Below are 12,677 nucleotides of genomic sequence, written 5' to 3'. Positions count from 1 at the left end.
GCGCGGTGATTGCGCCTTGCGGTGACCGCACTTTCAAAGGGGGCCTCGGTGGCTGGATGGATCGGCCGACTCGGCTGCAGGGCAGTGCAACGGGTGCTGACCGTGCTGATTCCGCTGGCCGTGGTCTGCGCATATGCCGCGCAGCTGGTACAGCCGGTGACCCACACCGCGGTGACGCCGACCGCCGAAATCGTCTCGGCGCCGTCGACCATCGGTATGGCCGACTCCAGCCTGTACGGCATGTCGCAACAGGATATCGACACGACGCTGGACATGCTGCAGGCCATGGGCGTCCAGGACGTCCGGGTCTACATCCCGTGGGTGTACACGCAGCCGCTGCCCAACCAGTACAACTGGGCGCCGATCGACGACATCATGAATGCGGCGAAGGCCCGCAACATGGGCGTCCTCGCAATGGTCAACAGCACCCCGGTCTGGGCCGGCACCGACGGGAACTTCCCCGGCGCCAAGACACCCGATCCGGTCGCCTACGCCAACTTCATGACCCAGGTCGCGACCCGCTACGGGAAGACCATCTCGGCCTACGAAGTCTGGAACGAAGTCAACTGCGTCTGCTTCTACGACCCGATCTCGCCGTCGAGCTACACCGAGCTGCTGAAGGCCGCCTATCCGGCGATCAAAGCGGCCGACCCGACCGCGACGGTCATCGCGGCAGGCCTGGGCAGTGTCTTCACCTTCGGCGGCGTCACGATGAACCCCGTGGACTACGTCAACGGGATGTACGCCGCCGGCGCCAAGGGCTACTTCGACGCGCTGGCCTTCCATCCGTATCAGGAGACGCTGAAGTTCTCTGACGGTGAGGGCGTACCGCTCTCGCCGCTCACGCAGATCCAGAAGATCTACGACCTGATGGTGGCCAACGGCGACGGCGCCCTCAAAATCTGGATCACCGAGTACGGGGTGCCCACCAACAACGTCAGCGAGCACACGCAAGCCGAATTCATCCAGAACCTCATCGACAGCTGGCAGTCGATGTCCTTCGGTGGACCGCTGTTCATCTACACCACGCGCGACGACCAACCCGGCAGTGGCAAGTTCGGCGTCTTCTACGCGGACTGGATCCCCAAGGAAGCGGCGTTCGTCATCGCACAGGAAATCCTGCGGCTCAACGGTGTTGGCGGTGTCGAGGGCATCGCGGCCCGGATCCTGGCCGCGGTGCGGCTGGCCATCGGAGCGGTCGTGGACACCGTCGTCAAGATCGGGCAAGCCGTCGTGAAAGTCGCTGATGCGGCGTGGAATGCGTTCGTCGACGTCACCAAGGCGGTGACGCAGGCCGTGGTCAACACGGTCAAATGGGTGACCAACGCGGTGGTGCAAGGCGTGAAATGGGTGGCCAACACGGCGGTCGACGTGACCAAGGCCGTGGTCGCGGGTATCTCGAATGTCATCCAGAAGATCGGCGACATCATCCGGCCGCCGGCATCGGTCGCCGCGGTGAACCCGACGGCCGCGCTGAAGGCGGTGGCCACGATGAAAGAAGCTGCGGCGGAGCTGAATTCGCCGAAGGCGACTGCCGCGACGAAACAGGAGCCCACAGCGGGCGTGAAGGATGCCCCGGTCAAGGAGACTGGCGTCAAGGGCGTCGACGGGCAGGGTGCTGTGAAGGAACCGGCCAAGGAGCCCGCGAAGGAGCCCGAGGTGAAGCCGGTGGACGAGAAGTCCACGGAGCCCAAGAATCCCGCGAGCGCCGAGCCTGACGTGAAGACGCCCGAGGCGAAGACACCTGAGGTGAAGGACGCTGCCAAGGCGGAGCCCGACGACAAGAAGCCTACGAGTCAGAAGGACCCGGCGGGGTCGAAGACGGATCAGTCGGAGACCGACACGCCGAAACAGGCGGATACGCCGAAGCGCGGTAAGGGTAAGAAGGCCGGGCAGCACCCGGCCGGCGGCGGCAAGCCGGCGGCCGGCACGGCAGCCGACGACAGTCCGAAGGGAAAGTCGCCGCGCGGTGCGGTGCCGAAGTCGAAGCCGGCGAGGAACGCCGCTGCGGCGGAGCCGTCAGCGCAGGGTGCCTCACGCGACGATTGAACGCATATTTGCCAGCATTCCCTATTAGCGGTCGTCAGCACACGGTGGCACACTGGAATGTGTGACATCTGATGGGCTGATAAGGAGCTGGACATGTCTATCAAGAAACTCGCAATTGTTACCGCAGGCGCCTTGAGTTTTGCTGCCATCGGGTTCGGCACGGGTCAGGCGAACGCTGACAATACCTGGTGGTGGGTACCCACTCCGTCGCCGGGCCAGGTCGGCCAGCTATTCGGTATTCCACCAGGTCAGATCGGTCAGCTGCCGTTCGTCCCGCCTCCGGGGCACTGGGACAAACCAGGCAAATGGATGCACTAGATCGGGTCTGACGATGGCCGCTTCGCTATTGGCGGAGCGGCCTTCTTTTATTCATTGATAAGTAAATATCCAGATGCCATCCGCGGTCTTCCTTCTCCTTCGTAGAAATTGATTCACGTTCGTAAATTTGAAGGGTAGCGACCGCGGGACGACGTAGCCAGACCCGTGGGGAGAAATACGAAGTGCAGATAATGGCGACACGCGACTGCTCGACACCTTCCAGCTCTGGTTCAACATCGTGACGCCGTAACCAGGGCACTTGCCGGTAGGTTTCGGCTCATCGCGATTCAATCTGGGTGAACCGAAGCAATTGCGTTGAGTCGACCTGCATCTTCGGTAATTGACGTTGCTGTACCCAATTCTGTTGCGTTGACAGCAAACTCGCGCCTTCCTAACGTCCGGGCCAAGCTCGATGACGGAACAGCACTGGGAGGCAGCTTGTGGCGCAAACGCTTCAGTCGTCTCCGCGCACCTCCGCGGCCTGGGCGCGACCTGCTGTGGCGGTCGGCGATTTCATCGTCCTGACCGGCGAGACGTTCGCCGCGATGCTGCGTCCGCCGTATGCCTGGCGGGAACTGGTCGAGCAGATCTGGTTCGTTGCGCGGGTCTCCGTCGTACCCACCGTCGTGCTGTCGATTCCGTACACGGTGCTGATCGTCTTCACGCTCAACATCGTGCTGATCGAGGTCGGCGCCGGTGACCTGTCCGGTGCCGGTGCGGCGCTGGCCTCGGTGACGCAGGTGGGGCCGGTGGTCACCGCGATCGTCGTGGCCGGTGCCGGCTCGACGGCGATGTGTGCCGATCTCGGCGCACGGACCATCAGAGAAGAAATCGACGCCATGAAAGTCATTGGTGTCAACCCGATTCCGGCACTGGTCGTGCCGCGCGTCATCGCCGCGACGTTCGTCGCGGCGATGCTCTATTCCATGGTGGCCGTCGTCGGCCTGGCCGGCAGCTACTTCTTCGTCGTCTACATCCAGCACGTGACCCCCGGGGCGTTCATCGCGGGCATGACCCTGTTGACCGGTCTGCCGCAGGTGATCGTCTCCCTGGTCAAGGCGCTGTTGTTCGGACTGTCGGCCGGACTGATCGCCTGCTACAAGGGACTTTCGGTGGGCGGCGGCCCGACGGCCGTCGGCAACGCGGTGAACGAGACCGTCGTGTTCTCGTTCATGGCGCTGTTCCTGATCAACATCCTGGCGACGGCGTTCGGCGTGAAAGTGGCGCCATGACAACCGATGTGGATGTCGAACGCCCGTCGCAGCTCAGCGAACTGGCGGACCAGGCGGTTGCGGCGACCCGCCGATTGGGGGAGCAGACGGCCTTCTACGGCAGCGCGCTGGCCGCGACCGCGGATGCCGTCCGGCGCTATCCGGGCGAGGTGCTGCGGCTGATCGCGGTCATGGGCATGGGCACCGGCGCGCTCGCGGTCATCGGCGGCACCGTCGTCATCGTCGGGTTCCTCACGCTGTCCACTGGCGCCCTCATCGCGGTCCAGGGCTACAACACCCTGTCCAACGTCGGCATCGAAGCCCTGACGGGCTTTCTGGGGGCCTTCCTCAACGTGCGCTTCATCGCCCCGGCCACCGCCGGGGTGGCACTCGCCGCCACCATCGGCGCCGGGGCGACCGCACAACTCGGTGCGATGCGCATCAACGAGGAGATCGACGCGCTGGAAGTGATGGGTATCCGCGTCGTCACGTACCTCGCGGCGACCCGGATCGTCGCCGGTGTGGTGGCCGTCGTCCCGATCTATACCGTCGCGGTGTTGATGTCCTTTCTGGCCACCCGGTTCGGGACGACAATGATCTACGGTCAGTCGCGGGGCGTGTACGACCACTACTTCACGACGTTCCTGCATCCCAACGACCTCGCCTGGTCGTTCTTCGAGGCGTTGGCCATGGCCGCGGCGGTGATGGCGGTGCACACCTACTACGGCTTCACCGCGTCCGGCGGACCGGCCGGCGTCGGTGAGGCCGTCGGCCGCGCGGTGCGCACGTCGATCACTGCCGGCGTGTTCATCCTGCTCACCATCACGCTGTCCGTCTACGGCCAGTCCGGCAACTTCCACCTGGCCGGCTGAACCCGATGGCGAAGGGAGCGAACGGAATTCGGCGTGAGCAGATCGACCCGATCTGGTGGGCGCCGGTGCTGGTGCTGGCTGTCGTCGCCATGACCGCGATGACGTGGCTGTTCTTTTCCGGATCGCTGCGGGGATCCGTGCCCCTGACCCTGGTGTCCGACCGTGCCGGTCTGGTGATGGAAGACGGCGCGAAGGTGAAACTCCGGGGTGTGCAGATCGGCGAAGTGGAATCGATCGGCAGCCGCACCGACACCGCGGGACACGTCCTGTCGACGCTGAAACTGCGGATGTATCCCGGGCCCTTCGCGCAGTTGCCCGCCAACGTCGAAGCGCAGATCAGATCCAGCACCGCGTTCGGCGCCAAGTACGTCGAACTCGATGTGCCCTCGACCGGTCCGGGTGGCGGCCACCTCCGGTCGGGCGCGGTGCTGCAGTCGCGCAATGTGACGGTCGAGGTCAACACCGTGTTCGAGAACCTGCAGTCGGTGGTCCAGGTGATCGACCCGACGAAGCTCAACTCGGTGCTGTCGGCGGTGGCCGAATCGTTGCGCGGCAAGGGTGACGTCATCGGGCAGGCCATCAGCGATGCGAACCGCGTTCTGCTGGAAGTGAATCCGCGCATGGACACCGTGCGGACGGACTGGCAGTTGTTCGACCAGACGGCGCAGGCGTATTCGACCGCGGCACCCGACATCGTGTCCAGCCTGGACTCGTTCTCGACCACCGCAACCACCATCTCCGGTCAGTCGAAGGAACTCGATGGCCTGTTGTTGTCTGCCGTCGGCTTCTCCCAGGCGGGCATCGACACCATCGGAACCAACCAGGCCGCCCTGGTGCGGGCGATGGAGGTGTTGAGACCGACCACCGCGCTGCTCGACACGTATTCGCCGACGTATACCTGCCTGTTCCAGGGTGCGCAGTGGTTCCTCGAACACGGCGGCCGATATGCCATGGGCGGCAACGGGAAATCGGTGATCATGGACGCTGCGCTGCTGGCCGGCGCCGATCCCTATCGCTTCCCCGACAACCTGCCCGTCGTCAACGCCAGCGGCGGACCCGGTGGCAAACCGAGTTGCGGGTCGCTGCCCGACGTCAGCAAGAACTTTCCGGTCAAATATCTGGTCACCGACACCGGTTTCGGTGACGGACTGGACATGCGGCCCAACCCGGGCATCGGTTTCCCCGGGTTCGCCAACTACTTCCCGGTGACCAAGCCGCAACCGGAACCGCCGCGAATCCGATACCCGGGTGGTCCGGCTCCCGGGCTGCCGGGGGTCGAGATGGGTGAGCCCCAACCCGCTCCGGGGACACCGTGAGAAGCCGGATCCGCGGGACCGCCACCCGCGTCGTGATTTTCACCGTGGTCAGCCTGCTCTTCATGTTCGGGCTGCTGACGGTGTTCGGACAGTTCCGGTTCGATTCGCGGGCTTCCTACCAGGCGGTGTTCACCAACGTGTCGGGGTTGAAGGGTGGGAACTTCGTTCGCATCGCCGGCGTCGAGGTCGGAAAGGTCAAAAGCCTGGCCCTGCACAAGGACGGCACCGTCACCATCGACTTCGCCGTCGACCGGCAGCTGACCCTGACGGAAGGCACGACGGCGACGATCCGCTACGAGAACCTGATCGGCGACCGCTACCTGGCGCTCGAGGAAGGTCCCGGGTCGGTCCGCAAACTCCTTCCGGGCCAGACGATCCCGTTGTCCAGGACCTCACCCGCCCTCGACGTCGACGCGCTCATCGGCGGCTTCCGGCCACTGTTCCGCGCGCTCGATCCAGACCAGGTCAACGCGTTGAGCGGTGAGCTGCTTCGGGTGTTCCAGGGCCAGGGCGGCACCATCTCGTCGGTGCTGGCCCAGACCTCCGCACTCACGACGACGCTGGCGGGTCGCGATCAGCTCATCGGTGAGGTCATCACCAACCTGAACACCGTGCTGGGGACGTTCGCGGCCCGTGACACGCAGTTCGCCGACGGGTTGGACAAGCTGTCGCAACTCGTACAGGGGCTGGCCGACCGCAAAGCCGACATCGCCACCGGGGTGGCGAACATCAACACCGCGGCGCGGTCGGTCGCCGACCTGCTCGCCGTGGCTCGCGAACCGATCAAACAGACCGTGCAGCAGACGGATCGGTTCGCCGGACAGATCATGGCGGATCACGACTACGTCGACGAACTGGTGCGGACGCTGCCCGACGCGTACCAGATCCTCTCGCGCAACGGACTCTACGGCGACTACTTCGGCTTCTATCTCTGCGACGCCCTGCTCAAGCTCAATGGCAAAGACGGCCAACCGGTGTACGTCAAAGTGGCCGGCCAGGACTCGGGGCGGTGCACGCCGAAATGACGCGCATCAGGTTGAACGTCAAGCCGCTGGCCGACCGTAACCGGTTGGCGGTCGGCGCGACCGGTATCGCGCTGATCGTCGCGATCGTCGTTGCCGCATTCAGCTACGACAAGATCCCGTTCGTCAAGGGGACATCCGACTACCAGGCGTACTTCGCCGATGCCGGCGGCATCAAGACTGGCAGCGACGTGCGAGTGTCGGGGTTGGGCGTCGGCCGGGTCTCGGGAATTCATCTGGAGGGCGCCAAGGTTCGGGTGGATTTCACGGTGCGTGACGGCGTCGAACTGGGCGACCGCACCGAAGCGGCGATCAAGACCGAGACTGTGCTGGGTACCAAGGTGTTGGAGCTGACACCGCGTGGTGACCGAAACCTGGCCGGTCCCATCCCGATTGAGCGCACCACGTCACCGTACGATCTGCCGGCGGCGCTGGGTGACCTGACGACCACCATCAGCGGACTGGACACCACGCAGCTGTCGTCGTCGCTCAAGACGCTGGCGCAGACATTCCAGAACACCCCGCCCGACCTGAAGCTGGCGCTGGAGAGCGTGGCGCGATTCTCCGACACTCTCGGCACCCGTGACGCCAAGCTGCGGCAACTGCTCGCCGATGCGAACAAGGTGACCTCGGTGCTCGCCAAACGCAGCGACCAGATCGCACAGTTGGTGGTCAACACCGATGCGCTGCTGGGCGAGATTCTGTCGCAACGCAATTCGGTCGAAACGCTGATGGCCAATGTCAGCGCCGCGACTGTGCAGCTTTCGGGCCTGGTCAACGACAACCGGACGCAACTCAAACCGGCCGTCGACAAGCTCAACGGCGTACTGGGCATCCTCGACAACCGGAAAAAGGAGCTGCAGCGCACGCTGTACCTGCTGCGCCGGTACGCCATGTCGTTCGGCGAAGTGCTGGGCGCCGGCCCGTTCTTCAAAGCGTCCCTGGTCAACCTCTTCCCCGGGCAGTTCGATCAGCCGTTCGTCGACGCGGCGTTCTCCGATCTGGGACTGGACCCGAATGTCCTGCTGCCATCGCAGCTGACCGAGCCCGGTGCCGGGCAACCCGGTACCCCGCCGCTACCGTCGCCGTACCCCCGGACGGGCCAGGGCGGACCGCCGAACCTCACGCTGCCCGATGCGATCACCGGCAATCCCGGAGACCCGCGCTATCCCTATCGCGAGCCACTGCCCGCACCGCCGCCTGGTGGTCCGGCGCCCGGTCCGCCGGCGCTGGCCCCCGCTCCTGGCGAGGTGCCGCCACCCACGGTCCCGCATCCGACGCCGCTGCCGCCGCCGAACAACTCACCCAGCGGTTCGCCGGGCGTGGTGTCCGATCCCGTTTCGCCTGTGGGAGGGAGGTGACCATGGCATTCGATCTCGGCACGAAAGATTCTGGCCACCGGAGGATTTGGCGGATCGTCATCGCGGCGAGCCTCGCGATCACCCTGACCGTGGCGGTCACCGGGCTGGCCCGATCCTGGTGGATCGCCGCCGCACGGAGCACCTACGTCGCGTACTTCGCGAACACCAACGGTCTGTACACCGGCGACGACATCAGGATTCTCGGCGTCACCGTCGGGACGGTCGAGAAGATCGAACCGCAGCCGCACGCCGCCAAGGTGACCTTCTCCGTGGACTCGCAATACGCGCTGCCCGCCGACGTCCGTGCCGCCGTCTTGTCGCCGTCACTGGTCAGTGCGCGAGCAATCCAGTTGGTGCCCGCCTACACGACCGGCCCCAAGCTGGCCGCGGGCTCCACCATCGGCCTGGACCGCACCGTGGTGCCGGTGGAGTGGGACGACTTCCGCCGGCAACTCGAGAAACTGACCGACTCGCTGCAGCCCGCCAGTCCCGGCGGCCCCAGTGCCGTGGGCGAATTCATCAACAGTGCCGCGGACAACCTGCGCGGGCAGGGCGACACCGCGCGCGACACGGTGATCAAGCTGTCCCGCGCGATGTCGGCGCTGGGCGACCACAGCACCGACATCTTCAGTACCGTCCGAAACCTGCAGGTGCTCGTGTCTGCGCTGTCGTCGAGCAGCGACCTGCTCGCGTCGTTCAACACCAACATGGCGTCCATCACCACCGCCCTGTCGAGCACGCCGAACAACATCGCCGACGCGACGCGCAACTTGGACACCGCGGTCAAGGATCTGCGTGGCTTCATCGCCGAGAATCGCGAAGGCCTCGGTACGACGTTCGACCATCTCAACGCGATCACCACAGCGCTCAACGACAGCCGCACGGACCTCAAACAGGTACTGCACATCACGCCGACGGTGTTCCAGAACTTCACCAACATCTACGACCCCGCGCAGAGCGCGATCACCGGCATTTTGGCGCCGGTCAACTTCGCAGACACCGTGCAATTCCTCTGCGGCGCAATCCAGTCCGCGGCGCGGCAAGGCTTCGAGCAGTCTGCCAAGTTGTGCGTGCAGTACCTCGCTCCGATCATCAAGAACCGGCAGTACAACTTCCTGCCGATCGGTGGCAACCCGTTCGTCGGCGCCACGGCCCGGCCGAACGAGGTCACCTACAGCGAGCCGCGACTGCGGCCGGGCGGCAGCGCGCCGGCGCAGGACTCTCCGGCGCCGGGCCCGCTGTCGGCGGAAGCACCCGCGGCGACCCCGACCGATCCGGGCCAGGGACTGGCCGGGCTCATGGTTCCGCAGCAAGGGACTCCGCAGCAAGGGACTTCGCAGCAAGGGACGCAGCCATGAAGCGTCTCGTGACCGCGACGCTCATCTTCGTCAGCGTGCTGGCGCTGCCGGGATGCCAATGGCGGGGCCTGAATTCGCTGACCCTGCCCGGCACGGTCGGCGACGGCCCGGGCTCGTTCACGATTCAGGTGCAGCTGCCCGACGTCGTGGTGATTCAGCAGAACACCCGGGTACGCGTCGGCGACGTCAACGTCGGCAACGTCACGAAGATCGAGGTGCAGGACTGGCATGCGCTGGTCACGATGCGGATCAACGGCGACGTCCACCTGCCGGCCAACAGCACCGCCAAGGTCGGGCAGACGAGTCTGCTGGGGTCGATGCACATCGAGCTCAGCCCGCCGACAACCGAAGCGCCGCAGGGACAGTTGACGGGCGGCGCGGTGATCCCGCTGTCCAGGGCCGCAACGTATCCCACCACCGAACAGGCCCTCGCGTCGGCGTCGATCCTGCTCAACGGTGGCGGGCTGGCCCAGCTGCAGGAGATCAATCAGACCTTCGCGAAGGCGTTGGCCGGGCGCGAGAACGACATGCGCAGTCTGCTGACCCAGCTCGACACGTTCGTCTCCCGGCTCAACGCCCAGACCGACGACATCATCTCCGCCACAGAGCATTTGAACTCTCTCGTCGGGCAGGTCGCGGCAAACCAGCGCATCGTCGACAAGGCACTGACCACCATCCCGCAGGCCCTGGCCGTGCTGGCCGAACAGCGGGCGAAGCTGGCCGATGCGATCGATGCCGTCGGACGGTTCAGCGCCGTCGCGTCGTCGACGGTCAAGCAGACCAAGGAGAGCCTCGTCGCGAACCTGCGGAGCATGGTTCCCGTGCTGCGGTCGCTGGCCGATTCCGGGCCGGCACTGACCAAAGGCCTGGACTTCCTTTCGACCTACCCCTGGGTGAAAAGCAATCTCGGCAACTGGTTTCGGGGCGACTTCGCCAATATCACGATGGTGATCGACCTGACGCTGAGCCGGCTCGACAGCAGTCTGTTCACCGGAACCCGGTGGGAGGGCAACCTCACCGAGCTGGAGATGCAATGGGGTCGCACGATCGGTCAGATGCCGAGCCCGTACACCGCGGGCAACCCACTGATCGCCCCCTACCATTTCGGGGGGTACTGACGTGCGGCGTCTGCGTTTGTCCCGCACGGTCTGGATCCAGCTGGCGATCCTCGGCGCCGTCACCGTGATCGCGTGCAGCGTCATGGCATTCGGCTTCGTGCACGTGCCGACCCTGCTCGGGTACGGCCGCTACACCGTGACCGTCGAGCTACCCGAATCCGGCGGGCTGTACCCGACCTCGGTGGTCACCTACCGCGGTACCGAGATCGGGCGGGTCAGCGCGGTCGACGTCACCCCGGGCGGCGTCCGTGCCGAGCTGAACCTCGACTCGTCGATCAAGGTGCCCGCTGACGTATCGGCCGCGGTCCACAGCCGCTCGGCTGTCGGTGAACAGTTCATCGAATTGGTTCCTGCGGCAGCACAATCCGATACCGCGCCACAATCCGATACTGCGCCGACCCTGCGCGGCGGCGCGACCATCCCGGTGGCCAAGGTGCGGATTCCACCGGACATCGGCAACCTGCTCGATGCCACCAATCGGGCGCTCGTAGCCATCCCGCAGGACAATCTGCGCACCGTCGTCGACGAAGCAGACAAAGCGGTGAGCGGACTCGGGCCCGAATTGTCCCGGATCGTCAACGGATCCACGTCGTTGGCCATCGAGGCCGGCAAGACCGTCGACCCGATCGCGCAGCTGATCGATCAGAGCCCCGCGGTGCTGAACTCCCAAGTGCAGACTGCGGATTCGATCGCGACGTGGGCGCAGCGGCTCGCGTCCATCACGGGCCAGTTCAAGGCCCAGGACGCGGCATTCGCCGAGCTGTTGAAACTCGGACAGCCCACCATGAACGAGGGCCGTGCGCTGTTCGACAGGTTTGCCCCCGCATTGCCGGTGCTGCTGGCCAACATGGTGAGCCTGGGTGAAATCGCGGTCGTCTATCGGCACGACATCGAACAACTGCTGGTGCTGTTCCCACAGGGCACCGCGTTGATGTCGGCGATCGCGGTCGCCGACTCGGATCTCAAGACCCCGTATCGGGGGATCTATCTGGACTTCAAACTGAACATGAACCTACCGCCACCGTGCAACACCGGCTTCCTGCCGATCAAACAGCAGCGGATACCCTCCGAGGTGGATTATCCCGAGCGGCCCGCCGGTGAACTGTACTGCCGAGTTCCGCAGGATTCCGATCTGAATGTTCGTGGTGTACGCAACATTCCGTGCGAGAACAACCCGGCCAAACGCTCACCGACCGTGGAACTATGCGAAAGCAATGAGCAGTACGTGCCACTCAACGACGGATACGTCTGGAAAGGCGACCCCAACGCCACGCTGACGGGTCAGGGCGTCCCGCAGTACGCGCCGGGCACCGATCCGCGACAGCGCCCTGGTGCGGCACCCGGACCCGCGCCCCCGGCGCCTCCGGTGGCCTTGGTGCCCTACGACCCCGCGACCGGCGGCTACGTGGGTCCCGACGGCAAGCCGTACACCGACTCCGACCTGGCCGCCACCACGAAAGGCAAGACATGGCAGAGCATGCTGACTCCGAGCGGCTAGACACCGCCGGCGAGGGCGACGAACGTGCCGTAGCGGCACCGAAACCAATGCTCAGGCAACGGTTGTCGCGCATCTCGCCGGTGGTCGCGGCCGGACTGGCGCTGGTCGTCGCCGGCGGTGCCCTGGCAGGCTGGCTGGGTTTTCGTGCACACCAGGCCGAACAGGGGCAGGCGCTTCGGAGCCTGTACGTGCAGACCGCGCGCCAGGCGGCACTGAACCTGACCACCATCAGCTATACCGAGGCGGACACCGATATCCGGCGGATACTCGATTCCTCGACCGGCGCGTTCCGCGAGGACTTCCAACACCGGTCCGAGCCGTTCGTCGCGGTGGTGAAGCAGGCCCGATCGAAATCCGAGGGCACCGTCACCGAAGGCGGACTCGAGTCGGTGACCGGTGATGGGGCGCAGGTGCTTCTCGCGGTGTCGGTGCGGACGTCGCTGGCCGAGGCGCCGGCGGGTCCACCACGAAACTGGCGCATGCGGATCAGTGTCGCGAAAGACGGCGCGGGCGCCCGGATTTCCGACGTGCAGTTCGTGTCATGAGCAGATCGG

At 65.4% G+C, this 12,677-nt stretch carries 11 protein-coding genes; all 11 read left to right on the top strand.

What is annotated here, in order from left to right; all coding sequences use genetic code 11:
• Window positions 1-48 precede the first annotated feature (48 nt).
• The 11 genes from ACWW1C_RS28550 to ACWW1C_RS28500 all read left to right on the top strand — a co-directional run bounded on the left by ACWW1C_RS28550 (window position 49) and on the right by ACWW1C_RS28500 (window position 12,668).
• On the top strand, window positions 49-2,049 hold the full coding sequence (locus tag ACWW1C_RS28550) for a hypothetical protein (protein WP_455981384.1): 2,001 nt from the start codon (window positions 49-51) through the stop codon (window positions 2,047-2,049).
• Between the two features lie 93 nt (window positions 2,050-2,142).
• The gene (locus ACWW1C_RS28545; protein ID WP_455981383.1) at window positions 2,143-2,367 is read left to right on the top strand and encodes a hypothetical protein; all 225 of its coding nucleotides are present in this window, start codon (window positions 2,143-2,145) and stop codon (window positions 2,365-2,367) included.
• 545 nt (window positions 2,368-2,912) lie between these two features.
• The gene (locus ACWW1C_RS28540) at window positions 2,913-3,599 is read left to right on the top strand and encodes an MlaE family ABC transporter permease (protein ID WP_455984477.1); all 687 of its coding nucleotides are present in this window, start codon (window positions 2,913-2,915) and stop codon (window positions 3,597-3,599) included.
• Entirely contained in the window at window positions 3,596-4,450 is an 855-nt protein-coding gene (locus tag ACWW1C_RS28535; protein ID WP_455981382.1) for an ABC transporter permease, read from the top strand. Before ACWW1C_RS28540 ends, ACWW1C_RS28535 begins: the two co-directional genes overlap by 4 nt.
• Before the next feature lie 5 nt (window positions 4,451-4,455).
• Complete coding sequence (locus ACWW1C_RS28530; protein ID WP_455981381.1) at window positions 4,456-5,766, top strand: MCE family protein; 1,311 nt, start codon at window positions 4,456-4,458, stop codon at window positions 5,764-5,766.
• A gap of 62 nt (window positions 5,767-5,828) precedes the next feature.
• On the top strand, window positions 5,829-6,791 hold the full coding sequence (locus ACWW1C_RS28525; protein WP_455984476.1) for an MCE family protein: 963 nt from the start codon (window positions 5,829-5,831) through the stop codon (window positions 6,789-6,791).
• Window positions 6,788-8,149 carry an MCE family protein gene (locus ACWW1C_RS28520; RefSeq protein WP_455981380.1) on the top strand — a complete coding sequence of 454 codons (1,362 nt, stop codon included), beginning with the start codon at window positions 6,788-6,790 and terminating at the stop codon, window positions 8,147-8,149. The genes ACWW1C_RS28525 and ACWW1C_RS28520 overlap by 4 nt, the downstream gene beginning before the upstream one ends.
• 2 nt (window positions 8,150-8,151) lie before the next feature.
• Complete coding sequence (locus ACWW1C_RS28515; protein WP_455981379.1) at window positions 8,152-9,507, top strand: MCE family protein; 1,356 nt, start codon at window positions 8,152-8,154, stop codon at window positions 9,505-9,507.
• Window positions 9,504-10,625 carry an MCE family protein gene (locus tag ACWW1C_RS28510; RefSeq protein WP_455981378.1) on the top strand — a complete coding sequence of 374 codons (1,122 nt, stop codon included), beginning with the start codon at window positions 9,504-9,506 and terminating at the stop codon, window positions 10,623-10,625. Before ACWW1C_RS28515 ends, ACWW1C_RS28510 begins: the two co-directional genes overlap by 4 nt.
• 1 nt (window position 10,626) lies before the next feature.
• On the top strand, window positions 10,627-12,123 hold the full coding sequence (locus ACWW1C_RS28505; RefSeq protein ID WP_455981377.1) for an MCE family protein: 1,497 nt from the start codon (window positions 10,627-10,629) through the stop codon (window positions 12,121-12,123).
• On the top strand, window positions 12,093-12,668 hold the full coding sequence (locus ACWW1C_RS28500; protein ID WP_455981376.1) for a mammalian cell entry protein: 576 nt from the start codon (window positions 12,093-12,095) through the stop codon (window positions 12,666-12,668). Before ACWW1C_RS28505 ends, ACWW1C_RS28500 begins: the two co-directional genes overlap by 31 nt.
• Window positions 12,669-12,677: the final 9 nt, after the last annotated feature.

It is taken from the genome of Mycobacterium sp. HM-7 (assembly GCF_053852335.1).
The sequence above is the reverse complement of the archived record's forward strand: the minus strand, read 5'-3'. Positions and strand labels throughout refer to the sequence as shown.

Bases quoted from the DNA above. Each gene is read 5' to 3' on its own strand.
- ACWW1C_RS28535 (WP_455981382.1), top strand. From the start codon at position 3,596: ATGACAACCGATGTGGATGTCGAACGCCCGTCGCAGCTCAGCGAACTG.
- ACWW1C_RS28525 (WP_455984476.1), top strand. From the start codon at position 5,829: ATGTTCGGGCTGCTGACGGTGTTCGGACAGTTCCGGTTCGATTCGCGG.
- ACWW1C_RS28545 (WP_455981383.1), top strand. From the start codon at position 2,143: ATGTCTATCAAGAAACTCGCAATTGTTACCGCAGGCGCCTTGAGTTTT.
- ACWW1C_RS28520 (WP_455981380.1), top strand. From the start codon at position 6,788: ATGACGCGCATCAGGTTGAACGTCAAGCCGCTGGCCGACCGTAACCGG.
- ACWW1C_RS28540 (WP_455984477.1), top strand. From the start codon at position 2,913: ATGCTGCGTCCGCCGTATGCCTGGCGGGAACTGGTCGAGCAGATCTGG.
- ACWW1C_RS28515 (WP_455981379.1), top strand. From the start codon at position 8,152: ATGGCATTCGATCTCGGCACGAAAGATTCTGGCCACCGGAGGATTTGG.
- ACWW1C_RS28510 (WP_455981378.1), top strand. From the start codon at position 9,504: ATGAAGCGTCTCGTGACCGCGACGCTCATCTTCGTCAGCGTGCTGGCG.
- ACWW1C_RS28530 (WP_455981381.1), top strand. From the start codon at position 4,456: ATGGCGAAGGGAGCGAACGGAATTCGGCGTGAGCAGATCGACCCGATC.
- ACWW1C_RS28500 (WP_455981376.1), top strand. From the start codon at position 12,093: ATGGCAGAGCATGCTGACTCCGAGCGGCTAGACACCGCCGGCGAGGGC.